Source organism: Janthinobacterium saanense, from assembly GCF_014200675.1.
In the GTDB taxonomy this organism is placed as follows: Bacteria; Pseudomonadota; Gammaproteobacteria; order Burkholderiales; family Burkholderiaceae_D; genus Janthinobacterium.
Map to the genome: position 1 here is coordinate 322,750 of NZ_JACHCI010000003.1, position 25,657 is coordinate 348,406.

25 protein-coding genes are annotated in these 25,657 nt (G+C 60.2%); 13 read left to right on the forward strand and 12 right to left on the reverse strand.

Features of this window, described 5'->3' with window-relative positions:
* Window position 1 precedes the first annotated feature (1 nt).
* The 5 genes from HDE72_RS06470 to HDE72_RS06490 form a co-directional block, all read right to left on the reverse strand.
* Window positions 2–967, reverse strand: coding sequence for a GGDEF domain-containing protein (locus HDE72_RS06470; RefSeq protein ID WP_183738095.1), 966 nt, complete (start codon window positions 965–967; stop codon window positions 2–4).
* A 245-nt stretch (window positions 968–1,212) separates the two neighbouring features.
* On the reverse strand, window positions 1,213–1,590 hold the full coding sequence (locus HDE72_RS06475; protein ID WP_183738097.1) for an HPF/RaiA family ribosome-associated protein: 378 nt from the start codon (window positions 1,588–1,590) through the stop codon (window positions 1,213–1,215).
* A 211-nt stretch (window positions 1,591–1,801) separates the two neighbouring features.
* Window positions 1,802–2,467, reverse strand: coding sequence for a DUF1345 domain-containing protein (locus HDE72_RS06480; RefSeq protein ID WP_183738099.1), 666 nt, complete (start codon window positions 2,465–2,467; stop codon window positions 1,802–1,804).
* A 40-nt stretch (window positions 2,468–2,507) separates the two neighbouring features.
* On the reverse strand, window positions 2,508–3,779 hold the full coding sequence (locus tag HDE72_RS06485) for an MFS transporter (RefSeq protein WP_183738101.1): 1,272 nt from the start codon (window positions 3,777–3,779) through the stop codon (window positions 2,508–2,510).
* 78 nt (window positions 3,780–3,857) lie between these two features.
* Window positions 3,858–4,883, reverse strand: coding sequence for a CDP-6-deoxy-delta-3,4-glucoseen reductase (locus tag HDE72_RS06490; protein WP_183738103.1), 1,026 nt, complete (start codon window positions 4,881–4,883; stop codon window positions 3,858–3,860).
* Between the two features lie 12 nt (window positions 4,884–4,895).
* On the opposite strand from HDE72_RS06490, the gene HDE72_RS06495 reads away from it, so the two are divergent.
* From HDE72_RS06495 to HDE72_RS06510, 4 genes are all read left to right on the forward strand, one after another.
* The gene (locus HDE72_RS06495) at window positions 4,896–5,813 is read left to right on the forward strand and encodes an SDR family oxidoreductase (RefSeq protein WP_183738105.1); all 918 of its coding nucleotides are present in this window, start codon (window positions 4,896–4,898) and stop codon (window positions 5,811–5,813) included.
* An 85-nt stretch (window positions 5,814–5,898) separates the two neighbouring features.
* On the forward strand, window positions 5,899–6,162 hold the full coding sequence (locus HDE72_RS06500) for a hypothetical protein (protein WP_183738107.1): 264 nt from the start codon (window positions 5,899–5,901) through the stop codon (window positions 6,160–6,162).
* Between the two features lie 165 nt (window positions 6,163–6,327).
* Window positions 6,328–6,573, forward strand: a complete 246-nt coding sequence (locus tag HDE72_RS06505; protein ID WP_183738109.1) for a hypothetical protein — start codon at window positions 6,328–6,330, stop codon at window positions 6,571–6,573.
* 246 nt (window positions 6,574–6,819) lie between these two features.
* The gene (locus HDE72_RS06510; RefSeq protein ID WP_029496207.1) at window positions 6,820–7,059 is read left to right on the forward strand and encodes a hypothetical protein; all 240 of its coding nucleotides are present in this window, start codon (window positions 6,820–6,822) and stop codon (window positions 7,057–7,059) included.
* A 160-nt stretch (window positions 7,060–7,219) separates the two neighbouring features.
* Here the strand turns inward: HDE72_RS06510 and HDE72_RS06515 are convergent, their stop codons facing one another.
* The 3 genes from HDE72_RS06515 to HDE72_RS06525 form a co-directional block, all read right to left on the reverse strand.
* Window positions 7,220–7,930, reverse strand: a complete 711-nt coding sequence (locus tag HDE72_RS06515) for a glycine-rich domain-containing protein (protein ID WP_183738111.1) — start codon at window positions 7,928–7,930, stop codon at window positions 7,220–7,222.
* A 157-nt stretch (window positions 7,931–8,087) separates the two neighbouring features.
* Window positions 8,088–9,866, reverse strand: coding sequence for a CHASE domain-containing protein (locus HDE72_RS06520; RefSeq protein WP_260176545.1), 1,779 nt, complete (start codon window positions 9,864–9,866; stop codon window positions 8,088–8,090).
* 282 nt (window positions 9,867–10,148) lie between these two features.
* Entirely contained in the window at window positions 10,149–11,915 is a 1,767-nt protein-coding gene (locus HDE72_RS06525) for a glutamine--tRNA ligase/YqeY domain fusion protein (protein WP_183738112.1), read from the reverse strand.
* Window positions 11,916–12,087: 172 nt separating this feature from the next.
* On the opposite strand from HDE72_RS06525, the gene HDE72_RS06530 reads away from it, so the two are divergent.
* From HDE72_RS06530 to HDE72_RS06545, 4 genes are all read left to right on the forward strand, one after another.
* The gene (locus HDE72_RS06530; protein WP_183738114.1) at window positions 12,088–12,381 is read left to right on the forward strand and encodes a DnaJ domain-containing protein; all 294 of its coding nucleotides are present in this window, start codon (window positions 12,088–12,090) and stop codon (window positions 12,379–12,381) included.
* Between the two features lie 101 nt (window positions 12,382–12,482).
* Complete coding sequence (locus tag HDE72_RS06535; protein WP_183738116.1) at window positions 12,483–12,995, forward strand: hypothetical protein; 513 nt, start codon at window positions 12,483–12,485, stop codon at window positions 12,993–12,995.
* Window positions 12,985–13,773 (forward strand): hypothetical protein, encoded by a 789-nt coding sequence (locus tag HDE72_RS06540; RefSeq protein ID WP_183738118.1) that lies wholly within the window; start codon window positions 12,985–12,987, stop codon window positions 13,771–13,773. The genes HDE72_RS06535 and HDE72_RS06540 overlap by 11 nt, the downstream gene beginning before the upstream one ends.
* 19 nt (window positions 13,774–13,792) lie before the next feature.
* Window positions 13,793–14,665 carry a hypothetical protein gene (locus tag HDE72_RS06545; RefSeq protein WP_183738120.1) on the forward strand — a complete coding sequence of 291 codons (873 nt, stop codon included), beginning with the start codon at window positions 13,793–13,795 and terminating at the stop codon, window positions 14,663–14,665.
* A 46-nt stretch (window positions 14,666–14,711) separates the two neighbouring features.
* Here HDE72_RS06545 and HDE72_RS06550 read toward each other — a convergent pair whose 3' ends face one another.
* Window positions 14,712–15,611, reverse strand: coding sequence for a LysR family transcriptional regulator (locus tag HDE72_RS06550; protein ID WP_183738122.1), 900 nt, complete (start codon window positions 15,609–15,611; stop codon window positions 14,712–14,714).
* 101 nt (window positions 15,612–15,712) lie between these two features.
* Here HDE72_RS06550 and HDE72_RS06555 point away from each other — a divergent pair, with 101 nt between their 5' ends.
* Together HDE72_RS06555 and HDE72_RS06560 are read left to right on the forward strand one after the other, a co-directional pair.
* On the forward strand, window positions 15,713–16,948 hold the full coding sequence (locus HDE72_RS06555; RefSeq protein ID WP_183738124.1) for an MFS transporter: 1,236 nt from the start codon (window positions 15,713–15,715) through the stop codon (window positions 16,946–16,948).
* Between the two features lie 91 nt (window positions 16,949–17,039).
* Window positions 17,040–17,366 carry a hypothetical protein gene (locus tag HDE72_RS06560; protein ID WP_183738126.1) on the forward strand — a complete coding sequence of 109 codons (327 nt, stop codon included), beginning with the start codon at window positions 17,040–17,042 and terminating at the stop codon, window positions 17,364–17,366.
* A 2-nt stretch (window positions 17,367–17,368) separates the two neighbouring features.
* Here HDE72_RS06560 and HDE72_RS06565 read toward each other — a convergent pair whose 3' ends face one another.
* Window positions 17,369–18,175, reverse strand: coding sequence for a LytR/AlgR family response regulator transcription factor (locus tag HDE72_RS06565; protein WP_183738127.1), 807 nt, complete (start codon window positions 18,173–18,175; stop codon window positions 17,369–17,371).
* Window positions 18,172–19,299: a sensor histidine kinase gene (locus HDE72_RS06570; RefSeq protein ID WP_260176546.1), complete on the reverse strand. Its 1,128-nt coding sequence runs from the start codon at window positions 19,297–19,299 to the stop codon at window positions 18,172–18,174. Before HDE72_RS06570 ends, HDE72_RS06565 begins: the two co-directional genes overlap by 4 nt.
* 166 nt (window positions 19,300–19,465) lie before the next feature.
* On the opposite strand from HDE72_RS06570, the gene ugpQ reads away from it, so the two are divergent.
* A complete protein-coding gene (gene ugpQ, locus HDE72_RS06575) occupies window positions 19,466–20,221 on the forward strand; it encodes a glycerophosphodiester phosphodiesterase (RefSeq protein ID WP_183738128.1) in 756 nt (251 codons plus the stop codon).
* On the opposite strand, the gene HDE72_RS06580 is transcribed toward ugpQ, so the two are convergent.
* Window positions 20,193–22,259: a TonB-dependent receptor domain-containing protein gene (locus tag HDE72_RS06580; protein ID WP_183738129.1), complete on the reverse strand. Its 2,067-nt coding sequence runs from the start codon at window positions 22,257–22,259 to the stop codon at window positions 20,193–20,195. The genes ugpQ and HDE72_RS06580 overlap by 29 nt on opposite strands.
* Window positions 22,260–22,449: 190 nt before the next feature.
* Here HDE72_RS06580 and HDE72_RS06585 point away from each other — a divergent pair, with 190 nt between their 5' ends.
* A complete protein-coding gene (locus tag HDE72_RS06585) occupies window positions 22,450–22,890 on the forward strand; it encodes a Fur family transcriptional regulator (protein WP_183738130.1) in 441 nt (146 codons plus the stop codon).
* Between the two features lie 92 nt (window positions 22,891–22,982).
* Window positions 22,983–25,595, forward strand: coding sequence for an alanine--tRNA ligase (gene alaS, locus HDE72_RS06590; protein ID WP_183738131.1), 2,613 nt, complete (start codon window positions 22,983–22,985; stop codon window positions 25,593–25,595).
* Window positions 25,596–25,657: the final 62 nt, after the last annotated feature.

Below are 25,657 nucleotides of genomic sequence, written 5' to 3' on the forward strand. Positions count from 1 at the left end.
TTTACAGGGAAACGGTATTGCGGCCGGCTGCCTTGGCGCGGTACAAGGCCGTATCCGCCGCAGCGATCAAGCCGTGCTCATCCTGGTTTTGCGCCAGGCTGGCCACGCCGAAGGAGCCCGTGATATGCGGCAGCGGGCAGCGCATGTCGTTGAAGATGACGGCGTGCTGCAGGCGTTCGCATAGCCGCTCCGCCACCAGCATGGCCACCTGCTCGCTGGTGTCCGGCAAGATCACCATCAATTCTTCGCCGCCATAGCGCACGGCAAAATCGGTCGGACGCGAGGCGGACCCCAGCACCTGGGCGGCGATGCGCAGCGCCTGGTCGCCGGCCTGGTGGCCGTGGGTGTCGTTGAAACGCTTGAAATGGTCGAGGTCTATCATCACCAGCGACAGCGGCTCGCCGCTGCTGTGCGCCGTGACGATCATGTTCGGCAGTAAATCGTTGAGCCAGGCGCGGTTGTACAAGCCGGTCAGGCTGTCGACCATTGACAGCTGGCGGTAGAATTCGCCCAGCTTCTGGCGCCGGCGCAACAAGGCGTTGGCGGCGCGGATGCGGAATGAAAGCAGGCGCAGCAGATTGCGCGCCAGGCCGTTCGATCGTTCGATCAATTCCCACACGAGACCGGCGTTAATCACCAGCAAGTCAGTTTCTTCCAGGGCGGAAATGGCGGCCAGGTTGCTCGCTTCGTCCAGCACCGATTGTTCGCCCACGCTTTCGCCGGGCAAGACTTTGCTGACGGTGCCGTCGTCCATGCCCGTATGCGTGTCGGCGGCGACCGCCAGCGAACCGCGCAGTACGATGTAGAGGCTGGCGCCTTGCGTGTCGGTCAGCGCTTCGCCCGCTTCCAGGCGGATCACGGGGCAGGGGGCCAGCATGACAGCCGTCCGGCTGTCCGCCCCATCGCGAAATAGCTGTAGATCGCCGATGTTGCAGTTTGAAGCGCTGAAGTTGCCGATTTGTTCCACAAGCCCACTTTCAAAAAGCCAGCGCCACGCAAGCAGTGAGCTGGTTGCTTCATGATAGCTTAAAGCAGGCTTTACTGTAATGAAAAAGGCTTTCCAGAAGTGAAATTATGTGTGAAATACGACAATCATTTTGTCGTGATGATAATTGTTTGAAGTGCAATGTTGGCATGGCTTGCCAAAAACTGTACCCCAAATGCAAAGGCAGCCTTGATCGGCTGCCCAGGTCTCTATAAAAACACGGGGAATTACTCGGCGGCTTCTTCCGCTTCCGGTGCATCGCTCACGGCATTTTTGCCGCTGGCATGGCGTTTGCTGCCGTGCAGGCGGCCCATGGCGCTATCGATGGCGCGTTTGAGTTTCTCGGTGGCGCCGCTGAGCGATTGATGCACGCTGGCATTTTGCTCGGTGACGGCGATAGGTTGATAGCCAGCAACGCGGGCTTCGATGACGCAGCGGATATCGTCTGCACCGCCTTTCGGGCCATTCGTGTCGCTCAGGTGGACTTCGATACGCGTCAGGTTGTCGCGAAAGCGGCTCAGTGCGTTTTCAAGTACGGATTGCACATGTTCGGTCAATCCAGGGGTGTGGGCGATGGTGCTGTCGGTATTGATATTGATTTGCATACGAGACTCCTTCAATTCAAAAAAAACCCATCACAGGCGTGCTACTGCCTCATGCAGATGACCTCCTGCATGACTTATCTTACTCCTGTTTCGCCTATTTCAAGGGGCTATGCACGATTAAGATGGGCTTAACCCTGCAGTCAGGTCAAGTTTCCTTGTGGAAATGTTTTTCAGCCTCATAATAATGAATTGACCATTCATCAGCCATTCATCAACCATTAATCAGGCCGGCGGCAATATTAATCGACAGGCCCAGCACCACCAGGTTGAAGAAAAAACTCAGCACCGATTGGCCCAGCACGATCTGGCGCATCAAGCGCGTCTGCACGGTGACGTCCGAGGTTTGCACGGCCACCGCGATGGTGAACGAGAAATACAGGAAATCCCAGTAATCGGGATTTTGTTCATCCTCGGGAAAACGCAGCGGGCGCTGCTGCGGGCTGGCCTGGTAATACAAATGGGCATAGTGAAAGCAGAACAGGGTGCCGACCAGGAACCAGGAGCCGACCAGTGTCAATATGGTCAGGCCATAGTGCAGGGCGCGCGCGTCCGGCGTCATGTCTTTCATGGCCGACAGTTGCGAGACGATCGCGACCAGGCTCATCACGGACGCCACCGACAGCGCCGACAAGACCATGGCCGCCCGTTCATCCTGGCGTGCGGCCACGGTTTTGACCTTGTGATGACTGGCGCGCATCATCATCCAGGCCATGGTGATCAGGTACAGCCACACCGCGATATTCCACGCCACCAGCAAGCGCGTCATCTGGCGCCAGGCGTCGGGCAGCAGCAAACCGGCCGCCACGCCGATGACGATGGCCATGCTCAGATGAGGGCGGCTGCGGATGAAGCCGTGCAAGGGAAACGATATTTTCATGGGGCAAGCAGGCGTGGTGGGCGATACCGCATCTTAGCCTTTAAGTTTGGCTTGCTGCGCTTCCTTTCGCCGCTTCCTCTTTCGCGTGATGGGGGAAGCGGTCCATGCGCGACAGCACGGGGAACAGCACCGCCCACAGCCCCGTCACGGCCAGCGTGGCGGCGCCGCCGAACAGCACGGCGCGCACCAGGCCAAACCAGCCGGCCGTCAGGCCCGATTCAAATTCGCCCAGCTCGTTCGAAGCGCCGATAAACACGGAATTGACGGCGCTGACGCGGCCGCGTATTTCGTCGGGCGTTTCGAACTGCACCAGCAGATGGCGGATATACACGCTGACCATGTCGCCGGCGCCCATCAGGAACAGGGCCGCCAGGGCCACCGCGACATGGCTGGTGGCGCCCAGGGTCAGGGTGCCCAGGCCAAACACGGCCACGCCGCCAAACATCCAGGCGCCCACCCGGCGCGTGATCGGGAAGAAGGCCAGCGCAATCGAACAGACGGCCGCGCCCACGCCGGGCGCCGTGCGCAGCAAGCCCAGGCCGCTGGGGCCGGTATGCAGCACATCGTGGGCCAGCGCCGGCAGCAGGGCGGTAGCGCCGCCGAACAGCACGGCAAACAGGTCCAGCGAGATGGCGCCCAGCACGATGGGTTTGGACCAGACGAAGCGCAAGCCTTCAAGCAGGGTATGCCAGCTGACGGGCGCGCGTTTGACCACTTGCGGCGCCGGCGTGGTGGCGCGCATCAGCAGCACCGATAACACCAGCAGCGAAGCGGTCACCAGGTACACGACCTTGGGGCCGAAGTAATACAGCAGGCCGCCCAGAATGGGGCCGAGGATGATGGCCACATGCGAGCTCGACGAGCTGAGCGCGACGGCGCGGCTGAAGCTTTCGGTGGGTACCATATTGACCAGCACGGCTTGCGTGGCCGGCATCATGAAGGCGCGTGCGCTGCCGAACAGCACCAGCACGGCAAATACGGGCCAGACCACGCGCATGCCGCTGGCGGTAAACGCCAGCAGCGCCAGCGCGCAAACCAGTTGCGCCGTCAAACACCAGGCGATGATATTGCGGCGGTTGTAGCGGTCGGCCGCGTGGCCAGCCGGCAGGATCAAGACCAGGAAGGGGGCGAATTGCGCCAGGCCGATCAAGCCCAGGTCGAACAGGCTGCCCGTCAGCTGGTACACCTGCCAGCCGATGGCCACGCTTTGCATTTGCACGGCCAGGGTGCCCAGCACGCGGGCAGACAGGTAGAAAGAGAAATTGCGGTGACGCAGGACGCTGAAACCATTGCCGGGCGAAGCGAGGGACATGAACACTTTCCAGAGAGCAGCGGGGTGTGGGAAGGCAGCGGGCGGCGCCCGCAGCGCCTTCCCGCTGCATGGAGGGTGTTATTTGGTCAGGTCAGCCTCGCTAGTAAACGCGTCCGCGTAAAACTCTTGCGCCGGCAGATTGCACAGGCTGACGAAATCGCGGTTGGCCGATTCCACCACCACCGGCGCGCCACAGGCATACACCTGGTAGGCAGCCATGTCTGGCAGGTCGGCCATTACGGCCTGGTGCACGAAGCCCGTGCGGCCTTGCCACTGGTCTTCTTCCAGCGCGTTCGACACCACCGGCACGTAGCTGAATTGCGGCAAGTCGGCTGCCCACTGGCGGCACAGCGCATCCATATACAGGTCGTGCGGACGGCGCGCGCCCCAGTACAAGGTGATGGGGCGCGGCGATTTCTCGTTGATCATGTGCTCGACGATGGCTTTCAAGGGCGCAAAACCCGTGCCCGACGCCAGCAGCACCACCGGCTTGTCGCTATCTTCGCGCAGGAAGAAGGTGCCCATCGGACCTTCGAAACGCAGGATGTCGCGCTCTTTCATGCTGCCAAACACCTGGTCGGTGAACAGGCCGCCCGGCATGTGACGGATATGCAGGCTGACCGGGCCGCCCTCGACGGGGGCGCTGGCCATGCTGTAGCTGCGGCGCTTGTTGTCGCGCAACATGATTTCGATATACTGTCCGGCGCGGTAGTTCAGGCGCTCGCTGGCCGGCAATTGCAGGGTCAGCACCACCACGTCGGGGGCGACTTTCTCGATGGTGGTGACGCGCGATGGCATTTTCTTGATCGGGTAATCGCTGCTGCCCGCTACCACGCGTGCTTCGATGACGAGGTCGCCGCCGGTGGTGGCGCAGCAGAACAGCGAGTAGCCGGCCGCCGCTTCGTCCGGCGTCAATGCACGTTCCTGGTGCGCCTTATGCTGTACGCTGCCGGACACGACCTTGCCCTTGCAGGAACCGCAAGCGCCATTTTTACAGCCATAAGGCAAGCTCACGCCGGCGCGTATTGCCGCTGCCAGCACGGTTTCGTCCGCTTCGCAGCTGAATTGCTGGCCGCTAGGCTGAACAGTCACTTGAAAAGTCATACTATCCTTGAGATGAAAAACATATTAATTGAACCATTGCACAAGCCGCTGGGCTTGCCACGCCTGCTGATTCTTGGCTGCGGCGATGTTGGCATGCGGCTGCTGCCCTTGCTGGCCGGGCGCTTTCGCGTGTTTGCCGTGACCAGCCAGCCTGCGCGCTGTGCAGAACTGCGTGCGGCGGGCGCCGTGCCCATCGTGGCCAACCTCGATGACCGCGCCAGCCTGCGGCGGCTGGCCGGGCTGGCGCCGTGGATCGTGCATCTGGCGCCGCCCCAGCCGACGGGGCGGCTGGACCGGCGCACGCGTAATCTGGCCGCCATTTTACCTGAGCACGCGCGGCTGGTATATGTCAGTACCAGCGGCGTGTATGGTGATTGTGGTGGTGCCAAGGTGGCGGAAACGCGTGCGCCTGCGCCACGCAATGCGCGTGCGCAGCGCCGCGTGGATGCAGAAACCGTCTTGCGCGCCTGGGGCGTGCGCCGTGCCGCCAGCCTGGCCATCTTGCGCGTGCCCGGTATTTACGCCGACGACCGCTTGCCCTTGAAACGATTGCGCGAGGGCACGCCAGCCTTGGCGCCGCAAGACGATGTGTATACCAACCATATTCACGCCGACGATTTGGCGCGCATTATCGAGCGGGCCTTGTGGCGCGCCCGGCCGGGCCGCATTTATCACGCCAGCGATGACAGCGAAATGAAGATGGCGGAGTATTTCGATGCGGTCGCCGATGCCTTCGGCTTGCCGCATCCGCCACGGTTGCCGCGCGCGCAGCTGCAGCAAATGCTGACGCCGATGTTGTTGTCATTCATGTCAGAATCGCGCCGGCTGGACAATACGCGCATCAAGCGCGAGCTGAGGGTGCGCCTGCGCTACCCGCGCGTGTCCGATGCGCTGACGATGTTGTCAGCCGGGAATCCTGTCATCAGTTAAAATGACCGGTTATTTCCCCACTTTTTACAGGCAAGAAGAGGCATTGCGCTTTCTTGCCATGCGCTATTTTACCGAGGATGATTGCATGACTACCCTGACTTACGAAGAATACCTGGACGAGGTCACCACTGTCCTCACGGAACTGTATGACCTTGATGATGAGGCTGCCATCAAGCTGGTGGTGTCGGCCCAGGATGCGGAATTTTTTGTGCCGCACGACGATCACGCCGAGATGCGTACCGCGGAGCAGGCCAAGAAGGATGCCGTGACCTTGTACGAGCGCAAGCAGAATCGTCAGCAAACACAGGAAAAGCAGCAGCAACGCGTGCGCCAGCAAAAGAAACCATGATTCCGTCCGGCAGTTGCCGGACTTTGTGCTTATCGCACTATTGATATTGCGCAAACGCGCCGTGGCGGCGTGAGGCTAATGTAAGCAGGCAGGCGAGCAAGCGCCGCATTACTGCTTGTAACATCGGTCTGCAACATTCCGTATAGTGGCCCACAGGAGCATGCAATGTACTCCGTGACTCATCCCAGCAAGGAGCAGGTACGGGCCTATATGCGGCGGCGCGAAGGAGCGCGCCAGGCGCCTCCCGCGCCCTATGAAATCAGGCGGCAGCTGGCTTGTAGCCTTGCTGACGTCTCGCCGGCCACCTTGGCCGCGCAGGGCTGGCAGCTCTCCGCTGACATGGCCCGGCTGAGCATGCTGATGACCATTACATGGCTGATGGATGGCGGAATTGCTCACCGAAAAAATTGATGGCCTGCAGCAAACTTTTCCATTTTGAGTTATCCTCTAGCACATTAAAAGTGCGTCAAATCTATTCAATTATCACAAAATTGCTTTAAGTTAAGCAAAAATCAACAATAACGTGTATTATATGGCCTGCAAACTAAAAACCGCATAAGCAATGGCGTTTTTTAGTATCTTCCCCAAGATTTATTGCAAAGCAGTCCTTTAATCATTTTTTATTCGCAGTAATACAACAAGTTCGGATTTTTGATCATGTCTCTCAAACAAATTACCTCTTTGCCTACCTATAACCCAAATCGCGTTCTTGACGCCATCATTGACAAGCTGCAGCTGAAAAATGATGCCGCCCTGTCGCGCGCACTGGAAGTGGCGCCACCCGTCATCAGCAAGATTCGTCACAACACCCTGCCGATCGGCGCCACGATCCTGATCCGCATGCACGAAATCAGCGACTTCAGCATCCGTGAACTGCGCGAACTGATGGCTGCCTGATTGAAGGCTGCGTAGTTGACGTTGCTTTAATGTGCTGCCTCACGTGGTAGACAGACGGCAACGTGAGAGGTGCCGCCTGGTTTTATCCGGCTTGCCGCGTGCGGCAGCCCACACGCTATCCATGCCGGCTCGATAGTGAGTCCGCTCAGTAGCTACCCTGTCAGGACGACATTTCCTGGCTGGCGGCGATGGATGGCCGGTCGACATAGAAACTGCTGACCTGTCCCTCTGCCAATGATGATTTGACCACCGCTGCGGCAAGCGAGCCCGGTGCGCTGGAAAATGCCGTGCGCGCCGCGCCCGAGTAGGCGGTCTGTGCCGGTGTTGCCATGCCCGAATAGGCGGTCTGGATAGCCATGCCCGAATACGCTGTTTTGACGGCCGCGCCCGAATAAGCTGCCTTGACGGCTGCGCCCGAATAAGCCGCCTGGATGGCCATGCCCGAATACGCTGTTTGTACGGCCCTGCCCGAGTAGGCCGTTTCCGTGCGCTCGTAAGCTTCCCCGAATGTCTGTTCATACAACTGCTTCATGCGCTCGCCGACGCGGTGATGCGCCGCTTCGTCGTCTTCGCCGCGCAAGCCGATGTAGGGGAAGTGATGCAGGAAATAACCGAATACCTGCCCGCAATCGGCCGCGTATTTCAGCGTGTCAAGAATATGGTAGTGCCAGAAGGTGTCCACATCCATCAGTGGCGCCGTTTCTTCCTGCGGGAATTGCTTCATCAGGATCAGGAAGCGGCGGTATTCGAATTCCACGGCATTCGCCTTTTCCAGGCTCCAGCCTTCACCGGATTCCCGGTGCATCAGTTTGACCTTGATCGCATCCAAATTCAATTCTGCAATTGCCTTGAAACTGTCGTTCGTATCCATGAATATCCTTCTGTAAAAAAGAAAATGTGACTGGAAAGACTGTACAGCTGAGGTAGAAAGGCTGTTCTGGTGGGAAACTCCTGTCAGTGTGGAAAGGTTGTTCTGCGTCAATATTGCATTGAATTACGAAATAAGCAAGCATTGCATGTTGCTAGCGTCAGGCGCTGATGTCCGATTCATCCTGCTGGGTGTAGACCGAGGCGTCCGCCTCCAGCGGCACCTTGACATGTACGCACATGCCGGCGCCGGGGCTGCTTTCGATGTAAAACGTGCCGCCCAGCAGCTTGATGCGCTCCTCTATGCCCACCAGGCCAAACGAGCCCGGCTTGTTGCGCCCATCGATGGCGGCACCCACGCCATTGTCGCTGACCGTCATCGACATGGTGTCGCGGCATTTCTTCAGCATCACCTGTACCCGGCTGGCGTGGGCGTGCTGGGAAATATTGCTCAGTGATTCTTGCAGGATACGAAACAGGGCGGTCGCGCATTGGTCGCTGAGCGAGATATCGTCGTGGCTTTCGATGACGTCGCAAACGATGCCCGTGCGCAGGCGAAACTGCGCCACCTGCCATTCGACCGCCGCGTTCACGCCCAGGTCGAGCACGGTAGGGCGCAAGTCGTTGATGATCTGGCGCACGCTCTTGATGGTGGCGTCGATCTGGCCCAGAGTGGCGCGGGCGCGTGCATTCAGGCGTGGGTGTTGCTGCGCCGTGCGCGAGGCGAGCATGTCGGCATCGATGCGCAGCACCAGCAGGTTCTGTCCCAGGTCATCGTGGATTTCACGCGCGATGCGCTTGCGTTCCTCTTCCTTGATCTGGTCGGCGTGGGCCGCCAGCCGGCGCAATTTTTGATTCGACGATTGCAGGCGCAACTGGCTGGCGCGCAATTCCTGCGTCATGCCGGTGGCCATCTGGATCGCCCGCAGGCGCGACGACGACAAGGTGTGGAACAGTGTGTACAGCAACATGCTGCCGCAAAAACCGGCCAGCAGGGCCAGCCAGGGCAGGTAGGCGTCGAAGCTGGTGTACAGGTCGCTCTTGCGCACGCTGAACAGGGCTTGCCATACGCGGCCGTTGTAATCGATCAGCATGGTGCTGCTCAAATACTTGCTGGACTGGCCAGGTTGCCACCAGGGCGAGTGCAAGCCCGCCGCCGTGCTGTCGTAGATGGGGCGCATCTGGTGCGGTACATCGAGCGGTTGCCGGGTTTGCGCACCGACGTCGAACAAGGTCAGGCGCACATTGCGCACCGCCATGTCGTTGAGCACGCTGCCCACCATCAGCGCCAGATCGAAACCGATGCCAACCGAACCATCATAGGCGGCGCGGCGCTGCTGTACGGTAGCTAGCGGCATGCCGTTGCGGTAGATGGGCAGGCGCAGGGCCATGCCTGTCAGTTGTGGCCGGTTCGGCATCGGCACGGGCATGCCGGAATTGCTCATCTGGCCAGAATCGCGCGACTGCGCCAGCACATCGCTGACGGGTGGCCGTACAGCAATGTCAAAACCATATTTTTCCGGGGCGCTGGAGATCGGTTCTATATACACGAGCACGGAATAGTGCGCGCGTTGCCCAGCGGGTTCGATGGCAAAAGCGGGATAGTCATCACGTCCGGCCGGATAGTCGCGCCGCATTGCCGCTTCGAAAGCAGGGCGCTGCGCTGCGCTGATTTCCTGCGTGTAATTGAGGTTCATTACGCCAGGAAAATTGCGCTGCAAATCCATATTGGCCACGTAATGGTGGAAATCTTCCCGGCTGACATGGTCGCTGGCCTTGAACAGGCTGGCTGCACCGCGCAGCAAATCGCTATACGACTTCACCCTGGCATCGATACTTTGACGGGTATTGCGCGTCAGATTCTTGAACAGTTCGTTGGCATCGTTTTCGATCGACAGCGACGCCGCCATATAGAACAGCAGGCCGACCAGCATGGACATGACACCGCCGAGCAGCCAGAGTGGTCTTTTTTCTGGTCTTGGCTGTTTCTCGCCGGTTGTAGCAGACATTGCCATCCGCATCAAAAAGAGGAATCGGGTGCTGCCTGCCGGAGCTTGCACAAGCGCTATTGAAATTGCAAATTACGCAATAGGTGCTTACTATACAAAACTAGTCACATTGTAGTCAATAGGCAAGATTCTCGCGGAAAAAACTTGTTGCTGAAATGAAAAAAGCCCCCGGATTGCCTGGCAAGCCGGGGGCTGCTTCACTGCGGACGGCGCTTACTTGGCCGGCTGCCAGCTGTCTTTCAGGGTGACGATACGGTTGAACACGGGCTTGCCTGGCTGGCTATCCACGCGGTCGGCCGCGAAATAGCCATGGCGTTCGAACTGGAAGCGCTGTTCCGGCATGGCCAGTTCCGCGCCCGGTTCCAGCCATGCTTGCACCACGTCCTTGGCCAGTGGGTTCAGCAATTGCTTGAAGTCCTTGCCGCCGGCGTCCGGCTGCGCATCGGTGAACAAGCGGTCGTACAGACGTACTTCGGCGGCAATCGCCGTCGCTGCGCTGACCCAGTGCATATTGCCCTTGACCTTGTAATTGGCGCTGCCTTCGGTGCCCGACTTGCTGTCCGGGAAATAGTTGCAATGCACGGCGATAACCTTGCCGTCCGCATCTTTTTCAAAGCCGGTGCACTCGATGACGTAGCCGTAGCGCAGGCGCACGCGGCTGCCCGGCTTGTCGTCGACAGGCGGGTACAGACGGAAATAACCCTTGTTCGGCACTTCCATGAAGTCGTCTTCCTCGATCCACAATTCGCGTGAAATCGGGAAGCTGCGCAAGCCGCGCTCCGGGAAGTGCGGGTGCACGGGCGCCGTGCATTCCACGCTTTCGCCTTCCGGGAAGTTGTCGATGATCAGCTTCAATGGGCGCAGCACGGCCACCGTGCGCGGCGCTTTCGGGTCCAGGTCTTCGCGCAGACAGCCTTCGAGCACGCTGTAATCGATCCAGCCGTCGGACTTGGTCACGCCCGTGCGTTCGCACATCAGCTGGATCGCTTCCGGCGTGTAGCCACGGCGGCGCATGCCCACCAGGGTAGGCATGCGCGGGTCGTCCCAGCCGTCGACGATCTTTTCTTCTACCAGCTGGCGCAGCTTGCGCTTGCTGGTGACGATGTAGGTCAGGTTCAGGCGCGAGAATTCGAACTGGTGCGGCACCGGTTGCTGGAAAAAGCCGCCAGCGGACAGGGTTGCCAGCAGCCAGTCATAGAATGGGCGGTGATCCTGGAATTCCAGGGTGCAGACCGAATGGGTGATGTTTTCCAGCGCATCTGAAATCGGGTGCGTGTAGTCATACATCGGGTAGATGCACCAGGCGTCGCCCGTGCGGTGGTGGTGCGCATGGCGGATGCGGTAGATGGCCGGGTCGCGCAAGTTCATGTTCGGCGAGCTCATCGCGTCTTCGCTGACTTTTGCGCGCAAGATGTGTTCGCCATCCTTGAACTGGCCCGCCTTCATGGCGCGGAACAGGGCCAGCGATTCCTCGCGCGGACGGTCGCGGAAGGCCGAATTCTTGCCAGCCTGGCCGAAATTGCCACGGTTGGCGGCCATCTCTTCGGCGCTCTGGCTATCGACATAGGCGTAGCCGGCCGTGATCAGGTATTCGGCCATCGCATACAGCTGGTCGAAATAATCGCTGGCGTAGTGCAGATTGCTGACGCCGCCGGCCGCTTCCCAGTCAAAGCCCAGCCATTTCACGCTGTCCATGATGGTGTCGACGTATTCCTGCTCTTCCTTGGCCGGATTGGTGTCGTCGAAGCGCAGATTGCACTGGCCGGCGTAATCGCGCGCCAGGCCAAAATTGACGCAGATCGACTTGGCGTGGCCCACGTGCAGATAACCGTTTGGTTCTGGCGGGAAACGCGTGATCACCTGGGGCAGGCCGGGACGCACATGGGTGCCGGCGGCCAGGTCGGCTTCGATGATGTTACGCAAAAAATTGGGTGCCAGCGCCGGTGCGGCGGCAGCGCTACTAGGTTTATCGTTGCTCATTGATCAATGCTTGAGAGTGACAGTAAAGAGCATTTTACCGTACCGCAAGCGTCTTTCTGCTGCCAATTTGCCTTCAATTTGCCTTCATTCAGCGCATGCCAGCGACTTCATGGCCGTTCTATAGGATAATTCGCCTTTATATCAGCAGAAAATCAGCACCCCGGAGCCTCCCATGGAAAATTTATACAACGTCCTCGGTGTCGCCCCCAATGCCAGCGATGATGAAATCAAGAAAATCTATCGCTCGCTGGCGATGCGTTTTCACCCCGACCGCAACCAGGCTCCCGGCGCCGAGGCGCGCTTCAAGAGCGTGACCAAGGCGTATGAAATCCTGGCCGATCCGGTCAAGCGCGCCGAATACGACCAAAGCGTCAACCACCGCATCATCATCGATGCCGATGCGGAAGCCTATGCCCTGTGGTGCGGCGTGTTCCGCCTGCATGGTACGGTACTTCCGGCAGATTAAGCGCCCTTGCAGGCCGCTGCAGCGGGCCTGAATAAGTTAAAAAAAACAACGGCGCTTTTGTTTTATAAAACAGCGCCGCGTATGACATTGGAAAGCACAACATGAGAAGAGTACATCCCGAATTCGCCTATCAGTCGCGTGAACTGGAAGGCCAGATCGAAGGCATTTTGGGCGATCCGCCCAATCGCAAGAACTACAAGAGCATGGTCGACGCGCTGGTGGGCGAATACGCCAGCGGCGGCGGCATCGAAGACGTCAACATGCTGGCCTTCGCGCTGGTGGACCACATTAGCTTCAGCGACCCGAAAGGCTTGCTGGCCGAAAGCGAAGACTACGAGTTCGGCGATACGGCCCGCGTGTTTGCCATGGCGTCCTGTGCTGCCCCGGAAGCGGCCAAGATGTATGCTGCCATCGAAGAGAGCTTCCCCGACCTTGCCCGCCAGGCCATCATCACGGCCTTCCTGCACAAGCATCCGCGCCTGTGGGATGACGACGACCAGTCGCTGGACCAGCTGGCCGCCAATGACGACGGCGACGACGAGCATGACGAAGACGAAGCCACTGACGATTTCGCCCAGATGTTTGACCAGGATGGAGATGACCATGGCCGATAATAATGATCAAAAAAGCAATCTTCCCGCGCTGACGAAACAAGTCACGGAATTGGTGCTGTCCGGTTCGCTGGGCCATGCAGAGCAGGCGTTTGCCGATGCGGCCGACCAGTACGGCGACCTGGCCGTGGTGGAAGTATTGAATTCGATTCCGCCGCAAGTGACGGCCTTGCACCTGGCCGGTTTTGACGGCGGCAAGATGTCGCTGGCCACCTTGCTGGTGCCGCCCAAGGCCTGGGCCGACAGCCTGGCCTTCATCGCCGCCACCTGGAGCGACGACCAGATCGAGGATGATCCGGAACGCATCGCCGAATCGCTGTTCGCCCACATTCATGGCGTGGTGTTTTCCACCGACGACGCCGAGCGCCGCCGCGAATTGCTGCTGGAAGCCTCGGCCACCGACTGGGGCGCCACCGCGTTTGCCATTCTGTTCTCGATGGCGCCGAAGGAAATCCTCGAAGTGGCTGGCGAGATCGTCATCAAGGGACCGTATGTGACGGGCGTGACCTCGTCCGACAACGATATCGTGCCGCTGGCGATCGAACTGGCGCAAGCCAATGAAGACGGCTGGGACCGCTCGCTGTTTGAACTGTTCCCCGATTTCCGCCACAGCGCCGACCTGGCCGACGCCGAATATTCGGACGACCCGGACGAAGAGCCGACGATGTTGCAGCGTAGCACCAAGGAATTGCTGTACCGCTTGCGCAAGCAAGTGCCGAGCACGCGCAGTGCGCCGCGCGCCAGCACCCGCCGCAGCCTGGGCACCGGTATCTTCTCTTGATGAAAGCAGGGAAACACTAATGCTGCCAGCAATTGTTGTAGAGAATCTTCCGCGCCTGATACGCGCCATCAAGCTCTTGCCGACGGATCCGCGTCTTGATGCGGCGCTGAACCTGGCCGATGAATTGACGGGCATCACGGCCATGGTGGCCGAGAAGTTTACCAATGAACGCACGGCCGACGGCATCCAGAAAGCCTTGTACCTGACGGTGGGCGGCGTCTCGCTGGGCCTGGAACACGCCTTGCATCACGAAGGCGACCAGGCCGCGCTGGATTTTTTGGTCGAACATGGCGCCGAGCACGCCTTCCAGGTGGGTTTTCGCCTGATCAAGGAATTGTCGCAACTACCCGAAGATGCGCTGGTGGGCGAGTACGACCAGGACCCCGTCTATATGGCGCGGCGTTTGCGCGAGCTGTTCATCGATATTTGCCAGGCTGACCCGAACCAGAACTGGGCCGGCTTTGAGAAATATGCGTTGCAGTTGCAGCAGCGCAAGGAAGTGCAAGCCGTGGTGCGCCTGGCCGGCTGGCTGCGCCGCCACCACGACAACGGTCCCGTCAGCGACAGCGACCTGAATGCCGAAGGCGTGATTGCCGTGGCCATCATCTTCGCCATCGAAGGCGGCGGGCGCATCATGGCGCGCACGGGGCAGAAGGAATTCGAGCGTTTCGTGCGTTCCGTGCGCAAGAACAAGCCCGACTTCGAAGAAGGCTGGGCCGCCCTGCTGGCCAAGGTGCCCGCGCAACACCATCCGGTGCTGCAGGACCGTATCGCCGCGTACCGCCGCAGCTGCACCGTGGTGCAGAAAATCCGCACGCGGGCCAGCATGAAGAGCCTGTTCGAAGATCTGGAAAACTATGCCGGGTCGGAGCTGGACGCGGATTATTCTTAACTGATTGGGGCAGTCCCTTCGGGCCTGTCCCCAACACTTTCCACATTCACTTGCCTTCTTGCGCCACCGCTTCGGCCAGCTTCACGAAGGCCGTCACCAGCGGTGAGGTTTCATCGTCCCGCAAGGCCAGGAACAGGCTGGTGGTCGCCTGCGGGTCGGCAATCGGGCGGTAGCACACGCCATCCATGCGGATACGGTCGAAGGAAGCGGGCAGCACGGATATGCCGCAGCCGGCCGCCACCAGGCCGATGATGGTCGATGCTTCGCCCGCCTCCTGGGTGATGCGTGGAATGAAACCGGCCGCCCGGCACAGGCGGAAAATCCGTATATAAATTCCTGTCCCCGCATTTTTCGGATACATGACGAACGCTTCGCCGGCCAGGTCGGCCACCGCCACCGCTGTTTTCGCCGCCAGCGGGTGGTCGACGGGTAGCACCAGCAACAGCGGGTCTTGCCGCAGCTCCGTGAGTTTGATGGCGTCAGGAAATGTCGTCTCGGGCGTGCGCACGAAACCCAGGTCCAGGGTGCGCGCGGCAATCGCTTCGAGCTGATGCAGGGTGGCGATTTCTTGCAGGGTCAGACTGACATGCGGAAACTGCTGGCGATAGCGGTTGATGACGGTGGCGAAGTAGGGCGTAAACGGCGTGGAAAAGGTAAAGCCGATGCGCAATTCTCCCGCTTCGCCGCGCTGGGCACGCTGCGCCGTGATGGCCGCCTGTTCCGACAGGGCCAGGATGCGGCGCGCATCGTCCAGAAACAAACGGCCTGCTTCTGTCAGCCGTACCGAGCGCTTGTTGCGATCAAGCAACTGTGCCCCCAGTTCCGCTTCCAGTGCCTGGATTTGCTGGCTCAGCGGCGGCTGGCCGATATGCAGGCGCTCGGCCGCGCGTGTGAAATGCAGCTCTTCGGCGACGGCGACGAAGTAACGCAAGTGGCGCAATTCCATATACAGTTATCTTTTTTAAGTATGACTTGGGCCTTAAATATATATTGGACGATATGAGTTGACAATCTTATGATGAAAACTCGCTCCTACCGAACACGGCCATGTCTGATTTATCGCTCCCCCTTGCTACCCCTGCCATCGCCAAAGGCACGCCCGAATTCACGCGCACCAACCGCGCCCTGTTCTTTGGCGGCTTTTCCACGTTCAGCTTGCTGTATTGCATACAGCCGCTGTTTCCCTTGCTGTCGCACCAGTTTCATTTGAGCCCCGCGCAAAGCAGCTGGTCGCTGTCGGTCTCGAGCGGCTTGCTGGCCATCTCGCTGGTGCTCTTGAGCGCCGTGTCGGACCGCATCGGCCGCAAGTCGCTGATGGTGTTTTCCATGCTCAGCGCCGCCGTGCTGACGGTGTTGTCTGCCTTTGCCCAGGATTTTACGCAACTGCTGGCCATCCGCGCCGTGCTGGGCATCGCCTTGGGCGGCATGCCCGCCGTGGCCATGGCCTATCTGGGCGAGGAAATCGATCCGCCATCGCTGGGACTGTCGATGGGCTTGTATATAGCCGGCAGCGCCTTTGGCGGCATGTCCGGGCGCTTGATCGCTTCCGTGCTCAGCGATTTTTTGTCCTGGCGCTGGGCCTTGGGCACCCTCGGCGTGGCCGGTTTGCTGGCCGGCCTTGAATTCTGGCGCAGCCTGCCGACCTCGAAAAATTTCGTCCCCACGACCAAAGGCTGGAATGCCTTGCCGCATGCCGTCCGCCAGCATTTTTCAGATCAAGGCTTGCCCTGGCTATTTATCCTGGCGTTCTTGCTGATGGGCTGTTTTGTCAGCCTGTATAACTACATCGGCTACCGCTTGCTGGCCGCACCGTTTGGCTTGCGCCAGAGCACCATCGGTTTGCTGGCCTTTTTGTATCTGATCGGTATTTTCAGCTCCGTCTGGGCCGGCCGCCTGGTGGACCGCCTGGGCCGGCGCGGCGTGCTGTGGATCATGCTGTCGGTGATGTTGTCCGGCATCTTGCTGACCCTGTTCAATTCGCTGGTGCTGATCGTGGCCGGCATGGCGCTGGCCACCTTTGGCTTCTTCGCCTCGCACTCGATCGCCAGCAGCTGGGTCAGCCGCCGCGCCCGCGCCCCGCAAGCGCTGGCCTCGGCCTTTTACCTGCTGTTCTATTACCTCGGTTCCAGCCTGATCGGTTCCGCCTCCGGCATGATGTGGGGCTTCGATGGCTGGACCGGCGTGATCATCATGCTGGGACTGTGCCTGGGCGGCGGTGTATTGATTGCCTTGCGTTTGCGCCATTTGCAGCCTTTGGGGGCAAGCGTGGCGGCAGCAGCCTGAAGCTACCATGGGGAAATTCATGCACCTTGGGGAACCTCCCGTCAGCTGGCTGCTCCAACTGCAGACACCTAATAACACAAGGAGGATCACCATGTTGCAGGCAAGCGAATTGGCACGGCGTTTTGGCGTTATCGAACAGGCGATAGGCCAGGCGGCGACAATGTGCGGCAGCGCGCAAGCCATGCCGATGGACTTGAAGGATTGCATGGACCAGTTGGAGCAGCAAAAGAACGCGGTACGCCAGGCGATCGATACGCATGACGATGCGCGCATCCGTCAGGCGGTCGACCAGCTGGAATCGCTGGGCGACCGCGCCAAACGGGCTTGCGGCATGGCGACCCAGTTGACGCCGGAAATGAAGCAGGCGGTGCTGAAGGTGCACGATGCGTTGTCGGACCTGAAGCATCAGCTGCACTGATTTTACATTTGCCGGAACAGATGGGCATACAAAGGGCTGACCCTTAATTGCGCCGGATGCTGGCGCAGGGTCAGCGACAGCTTGCCTGCTTCGTCGCGTACGGCGCTGGCAATCGCGCTGGCGTTGACGATGGTGCCACGGTGAATTTGCCAGAATTGCTGCGGGTCCAGTTGCGGCAAGAGTTCTTTCAGGCTGGTGCGTATCAGTGCTTCGCCATCCTGGCACACCACGTTGATGTATTTGTCCAGCGCTTCGAAATACACCACGTCCGCCATGGGGATCATGCGCACGCTGTTGCCGACGGCCGCCCGTATCATTTGCAGCCTTGGCGCAGGTGGCGTCATGGCTTGCAACTGCGTCAGCAAGCGGGCCAGGTTGTCGTCTGTGCCCGGGGTCACGATGTTATCTACACGCAAGCGCTGCCGCAAGCGTTCCACCGTCTTGCCCAGGCGCGCATCGTTGACAGGTTTTAATACGTAGTCGGCGGCCGCGTGTTCAAAAGCGTTCAAGGCATATTCGTCATAGGCAGTCACAAACACGATATGCGGAAAAGGACGCGTCTCCGGCCATTGCTCGGCCATTTCCTCGGCCGCTTCCAGCCCCGTCTTGCCCGGCATCTTGATATCGAGAAAGAGGATCTCCGGTAACAGGGCCAGGCCTTGTTGCAGCGCTTCCACGCCATTCGCGCAGGTGGCGACGATCTCCAGCTCCGGCCACAGCCGGCGCAAGGCGTGGGTGAGGGCGGCAGCCAGTATCGGTTCGTCTTCGGCGATCAGGGCGCGGATGGTGCGGGGAATGTGTTCGCTCATGATGGGATGCTCGTGGTAGTCGATTGCAGGGGCAGGATCAGGCAAGCGATGACGCCGCCCTCCGGCTGGGCAAGTAAAGACAGGCTGGCCGCCGCGCCATGCATCACTTGCAGGCGTTCGCGGATATTCGATACACCGAGCTGCGTGCCCTTGCTCTGGCCAGGGTGGTCGAGACCCAGGCCGTCATCGCGCACCGTCAGCGTAAGTTGTGTGCCATCGCTGCTGGCCTCGACCGTGATATGGCCGCCTTCTATCTTGGGTTCCAGCCCGTGCTGGATGGCGTTTTCCACCAGCGGCTGCAGCAGCATGGGCGGCACGGTCAGCTGGCGCAAATGATCGGGTAATTGCAGGGTGTAGCCCAGGCGCGGCCCCATGCGGATGGCCATCAGGCCCAGGTAAGCGTCCATCAGCGCAAATTCCTGGCCCAGGGTGGTGGTGCCGGCGCGTGAAGAACTGAGGGTGGCGCGCAGGTATTGAATCAGCTGTTCCAGCAGCAGCTGCGCCTTGTCGGTGTCAAAGCTGATCAGGCCCTGCAGGTTGGCCAGGGTATTGAACAGCATATGCGGCTCGATCTGCGCCTGCAGCAGTTGCAGCTGGGTTTGCATGGCCTGGCGCGCCACCGATTCGGCGCGGGCTTTTTCCTGCGCCGCTGCCGTTTGCAGGCGAGAAATTTTTTCGCGGCTGGAAAAAAACAGGACGGCAGCACCTGTCACGGCCAGCGTAAACACCAGGTTGGCGACCATTTCAGTCGAATCGAGCTTGCTCAAGGCTTTCACTTGGACATTGGTCAGCCAGGTAAACAAATACATGCCCAGCCATTGCGCCACCGGTACAGACACCAGGATGATCAGGATGAATGGCAAGGCCTTGGGGCGTTGGTCGGGCTTCCACAGGGTCAGGCGCGCACCGTCGATCAACACAAAGGCGATCGTGCCTATGCACATGGCGGCGATCAGGTTTTGTCCCAGATTGCTGCCCGGATTGATGATGTAGCTAATCAGCAGGGCGCAGATCACATTGAGGACCAGTGCATAGCGCAGATCGTGCAGCATGCGGTAATAGCGCGAGCGGCGCAACTTGCCGGGCTGGCTGGACTGGACTGAGGAGGGATGCTGGCTGGACATGGGTATTTTGTTTTGTGGTTGATAAGGCATTGTGTGGCCGGTGCGCTGCCAGTGCAACAGCCGTGCGACGAAACGTGGCTGGCACGGCGCCAATCTCGCCAATTTATCCTTTACATGGCTGCGCGCTCACGCGATGATAAGCCCACCATATTGAACAAGGACAAACATGTGGCCCTACCCACGCACCCTGGCGCACCGCGGCGGCGGCACGCTGGCCCCTGAAAATACGCTCGCCGGTTTGCGCTGTGGCCTCGCTTACGGCTACCGCGCGGTGGAATTTGACGTCATGCTGGCGAGCGACGGCGTGCCGGTGGTGGTGCATGACCCGGAACTGGGCCGCACCGTGGCTGGCAGCGGCAATATCAACGATTACACGGCGGCGCAGCTGGGCAAGATGGACGCGGGCGCCTGGTTCGGCCCCCAGTTTGCCGGCGAGGGCGTACCCAGCTTCGAGGCCGTGGTGGCCTACTGCAAGACGCAGGGCATCTGGATGAATATCGAGATCAAGCCAGCGCCTGGTTTTGACGCGCAGACGGGCGAGGTGGTGGCGCGTGCCACGCGCGATTATTTCGCTGCCGAGATTGCTGCCGAAGCATTACTGCCGCTGCTATCGTCGTTCAGTATTGAATCCCTGCAGGCGGCGCGCCAGACCGCGCCCGAGCTGGCACGCGGCTGGCTGGTCGATGCAATTCCCGCTGACTGGGCACGGCAGGCAAAAGAGCTGGGCGTGGTGGCCCTGCATTGCAAGCACCAGCTACTGACGCAGGCCTTGGCGCAGGCGGTCAAGGCCGAAGGATTGGGTTTGTTCTGCTACACCGTCAACACGCCCGAGCGGGCCAGCGAATTGCTGGCCTGGGGCGTGGACGGCTTTTGTACAGACCGGATCGACCTGATTAAAACGTCACTCGCATCCCCAGCGTGATATTGCGCCCCGTCAACGGCGCCGCATTCTTGATGAACGAGGTGTTGCTGAACGCCAGCTGATTCGTCAGGTTGTTGGCCTTGAGGTAGAACTGGGCTGGCGTGGTGCCGATGCGGGTGTCGTAGTTGGCGCTCAGGTTCAGCATATTGTAGCCTGGCGTTTCCGTCTCGAAGGCAGCTACCTTGTCTTGCTTGTTGACCCGGTAGAACTCGGCCAGGCCGCTCCATGCCTGCCAGATGGCGTCGAACCGTAGACCAAAACGCTGCGCCGGTATGCGGGGGAGGTTGCCGCCGCCATCGGCCAGTCTGGCCCGTACGCTGTCGCCAAACAGGCTGGCGCCGAACATCGGGTTGATCTGCTGGCGGATTTGTCCTTCAAAGCCCGTGAAGGTGGCGTCGCGCTGGGTGTACTGGATCAGCTGGAAACCTTCATGGCTATCCAGCGTGGAGCCGAAAATGTAATTATCGATCTTGTTGCGGTAGGCGCTGGCCGAAAACGTGGTGGCGCCCGCGTATTTGCGCAGGGTCAAGTCGATATTGTTCGACGTTTCCTTGTTCAGATCCTGGTTGCCCAGCTCATAGGTCGCGGTGGCCATGTGCACGCCGTGCGCATACAGTTCTTCGGCGCTGGGCAAACGGTGCGTGCGCGACAGGGTCGAACCGAGCGAATACTGCGGCGCGAATTTCCACACGGCGCCCAGCGACACCGAGGTACCCTTGGCGCTGCGCTCTTGCAGGGTGGCGCTGTCGACGGCGATGTCTTGCCATTCGTGGCGCAGGCCCGCTTCGAAACGCCATTGATCGAGCTTGTATTCCTCGATCAGGAAAGCCGCGTGTTTTTTCGTCACGGTGGGCGCCACATAGGCTTCTTCGCCGAGCGCGGAGAAATCGCGTTTCGATGTTTGCAAGCCCACTACGCCGCGCCATCCCAGCACCGGCTGGTGTTCCATTTCCAGCCGCGCATCGTGCGCCTTGTTCTTGAAGGTGGTGGCCACTTCCGTGCCTTCGATTTCATCATGCTGGTAATCGGTAAACGAGGCACGCAGGCGCAGCTTGGCAAAGCCAGGGACGGGATCGCGCAATTCGCCGCGCACATCCCAGCGCTCGCTTTTCAGCTTGACGTAAGGCACGTCGCCAGCGCCATGATCATGGTCGTGCTCGTCGCCGCCATCACCGTGATCGTGGCCTTCATGGCTGCCGCAATGCAGGTGCGTGCCGTGCGGGTGGCAGCTTTCGAATTCATGGTTGTGGCCGGGCAAGCCGTATTCGGCGTGCTGGCTGGTAAAAGCCAGACCCAGGAAGCCGCGTTCGCCCACCCACGACACACCGACGCTGCCCGTGTCGGTCCGGTTGTAGCTGCCAGGCACGGTGGAGCCGCCTTCCCAGCCGCTGCCGACCTTGTAGGCGCTGGCGTTGCGCTTCACGCCTTCCGCGTGCACGGCGATATTGCCTGAGCCGCCGGTGACTTCAAAGGCGCCCGCTTTTTCGCGCGCAGCCGAATTGGCGCGCACTTCCGCGCTGCCCTCAACCCCCTTGGCCGGCACGCGGGTGGGGATTTTCTTGTCGATCACATTGACCACGCCACCGACGGCGCCGCCGCCATAGGCCAGCGCCGACGGGCCGCGCAAGACTTCGATCTGTTCCGACAGCATCGGCTCGGCCGCTACCGCATGGTCGGGGCTGATGGTGGAGGCATCTTGCACTTCAGCACCGTCCGACAGGATTTTGACGCGTGGGCCATCCATGCCGCGAATGATGGGGCGGCTGGCGCCAGCGCCGAAATGGCTGGACGTGATGCCAGGCTGGCCCGCCAGGGTTTCACCCAAGGTGGCTTCGCGTGCACGTACCAGTGCTTCGCCTTCCAGCACGGTGACCGGTGTGCTCATCTCGTCGCTGCCCAGGGCCAGGGCGCTGGCCGAAACGGTCACGGCAGGCAGGGCAGGGGTTTGCTGCGCCAATACGCTGGCCGGAGCGGCAAAGGCCAGCGTCAGGGCGAGGGCGAGCGGGGTCGGTCGGTACGGGTGCTTGGTAACGGTCATGGGCGGGGATTCCTTTATCTATAACGGTGTTTTCAAGGTGTGACAGGCGTTTCAGAAAATATCAGCTGCGCCATAAAATGATAATGATAACGCATTATCATTACTGGGTGGAAAATTTTGCATGCAGTAAAGATAAACAGCAACTGAGGTGGTGCTGAAGTGCAGAGGGCGATGGTGTATTCTGTGGGCTATGGAACGCACAACACGTCAAAAAACCGCTATACAAGCCGCCATCGAGTCGGCCCAGCGCCCCTTGTCGGCGCAAGAGATACTCGAACAGGCCAGTCTGCAAGTAAAGCAGCTGGGCATCGCCACCGTTTACCGCAACCTCAAATCGCTGGTACTGGAAGACAAGGTGCAGGTGGTGACCTTGCCCGGTGAAAACCCGCGTTATGAATCGAATGCGGTGGCCAATCACCACCATCACCATTTTCAGTGCACCCAGTGCCAGCGCGTGTTCGACGTGCATGATTGCCCTGGTGACTTGAAACGCATGGCGCCGCAAGGTTTTGTGGTCGAGCACCATGAGCTGACCTTGTATGGCCGCTGCGCCGACTGCAATCCCGCCGCCAGCGCCGCGCATGCAACGGCGGCGGCACCGCACGATTGCAGCCACGCCGACCCTGCCTGACGGCCTGTGTCCTTGTCTTGTCCTTAATTCCGGGCACCCATATCACGTATAATCACCCCTTTAAAGCTGCCGCCACCTTTTGCCAATAAAACATGAAATCATCTGAAATCCGCGACAAGTTCCTCAAATTTTTCGAGTCCAAGGGCCATTCCATCGTCCGCTCCAGCTCCCTGGTGCCAGGCAATGATCCGACCTTGCTGTTGACGAACAGCGGCATGGTGCAATTCAAGGACGTGTTTACGGGCACCGACAGCCGTCCGTACACGCGCGCCACCTCCGTGCAGCGCTGCGTGCGCGCCGGCGGCAAGCACAACGATCTGGAAAACGTCGGCTACACGGCGCGCCACCACACCTTCTTTGAAATGCTGGGCAACTTCAGCTTTGGCGACTACTTCAAGCGCGATGCGATTCATTACGCCTGGGAATTGCTGACCAAGGTGTACGGCTTGCCGGCCGATAAGCTGACCGTCACCGTGTATATCGAAGATGACGAAGCGTATGACATCTGGGCCAAGGAAATCGGCGTGCCAACCGAACGCATCATCCGCATCGGCGACAACAAGGGTGCGCGCTACGCCTCGGACAATTTCTGGCAAATGGCTGACACGGGCCCATGCGGCCCCTGCACCGAAATCTTCTACGACCACGGCGCCGACATTCCAGGCGGCCCACCGGGTTCGCCCGACGAAGATGGCGACCGCTTCATTGAAATCTGGAATCTGGTGTTCATGCAGTTCAACCGCGACGAAGCGGGCGTGATGCACAAGCTGCCAAAACCATGCGTCGATACCGGCATGGGCATGGAGCGCCTGGCGGCCGTGCTGCAACACGTGCATTCGAATTATGAAATCGATCTGTTCCAGCATTTGATCAAGGCTGCTGCGCGCGAAACCGGCGCGCTTGATCTGGAAAACAAGTCGCTGCGCGTGATCGCCGACCATATCCGTTCGGCTGCCTTCATGATCGTCGACGGCGTCATTCCTGGCAGCGAAGGCCGCGCCTATGTCTTGCGCCGCATCATCCGCCGCGCGCTGCGCCACGGCCACAAGCTGGGCCAGACCAAGCCCTTCTTTTACAAGCTGGTGGCCGACCTGGCCATCGAGATGGGCGGCGCCTATCCCGAGCTGGAAGAAGCCAAGCACAACGTCGCGCAAATGCTGAAAGCCGAAGAAGAGCGTTTCGGCGAAACCCTGGAAACCGGCATGAAAGTGCTGGAAGCCCAATTGGCCAAGGATGCCACCGGCATCGATGGCGCCACCGCGTTTACCTTGTACGAAACCTATGGCTTCCCGCCAGACCTGACGGCCGACATCTGCCGCGAACGCGACATCACTTTCGACCAGGTGGGCTACGATGCTGCCCTGAAAGAAAGCCAGGAGCTGTCGCGCAAGGGCGGCAAGACGCATAAAGACAGCAAGGTCGACTACACGGGCGAGAAAAACACATTCGTCGGCTACGATCAACTGAGCTTCAACAGCAAAGTGGTGGCCCTGTACGCCGCCGGTACTGCCGTGCAGGAACTGACAGCGGGCGTGGCTGGCATCGTGGTGCTCGATACCACCCCGTTCTACGCCGAATCGGGCGGCCAGGTGGGCGACCAGGGCGTGATTTCGTCCGGTACGGGTACTTTCACCGTCAGCGACACCCTGAAAATCCAGGCTGATGTATTCGGCCACCACGGCGTGCTGGCCTCGGGCAGCTTGACAGTGGGCGACGCGGTTGCCGCTGAAGTGGACCAGGCCAAGCGCGGCCGCACCATTCGCAACCACTCGGCCACGCACTTGATGCACAAGGCCTTGCGCGAAGTGCTGGGCAGCCACGTGGCGCAAAAAGGCTCGCTGGTCGATCCGGACAAAACCCGTTTCGACTTCAGCCACAATGCGCCGATGACGGTCGATCAGATCGCTGCCGTGGAAACCATCGTCAACAAAGAGATCCTGGAAAACCACGCCACGCAATCGCATCACATGTCGTTTGACGATGCCGTCAAGCATGGCGCGATGGCCCTGTTCGGCGAGAAATACGGCGACGAAGTGCGCGTGCTCGACATCGGCAGCTCGAAAGAGCTGTGCGGCGGCGTGCACGTACAACGCACGGGCGATATCGGCCTGTTCAAGATCATCGCTGAAAGCGGCGTTGCCGCCGGCATCCGCCGTGTGGAAGCGGTAACGGGCGAAGGCGCGCTGGCGCTGGTGCAAACCATCAACCGCCGCCTGCTCGATGCCGCCAGCGCCTTGAAAACGCCGCCGGAAGAGCTGACGGCCCGCATAGTCCAGGTGCAAGACCACGTCAAGGCGCTGGAAAAGGAACTGGCCGCGCTGAAATCGAAACTGGCTTCCGGCCAGGGCGATGAGCTGGTCACGCAAGCGGTCGATGTGAATGGCATCAAGGTGCTCGCTGCCATCCTGGACGGCGCCGATGTAGCCCGTTTGCGCGAAACCATGGACAAGCTGAAAGACAAGCTGAAAACGGCCGCCATCGTGCTGGCCAGCGTCACTGACGGCAAGGTCAGCCTGATCGCCGGCGTGACGGCAGACGCCACTTCCAGAGTCAAGGCAGGCGAACTGGTGAACTTCGTTGCACAACAAGTGGGCGGAAAAGGCGGCGGACGCCCTGATATGGCGCAAGCTGGTGGCACTGATCCGAGCGGTTTGTCAACTGCCTTGGCAGGTGTCCCTGCCTGGGTTGCTGAACGCGCAAAATAAGGCTATCTACGCTGAAAGCCAGCAGACATGCGGGGTGTTAGCTCCGCTGCCTTGCCAAAAGG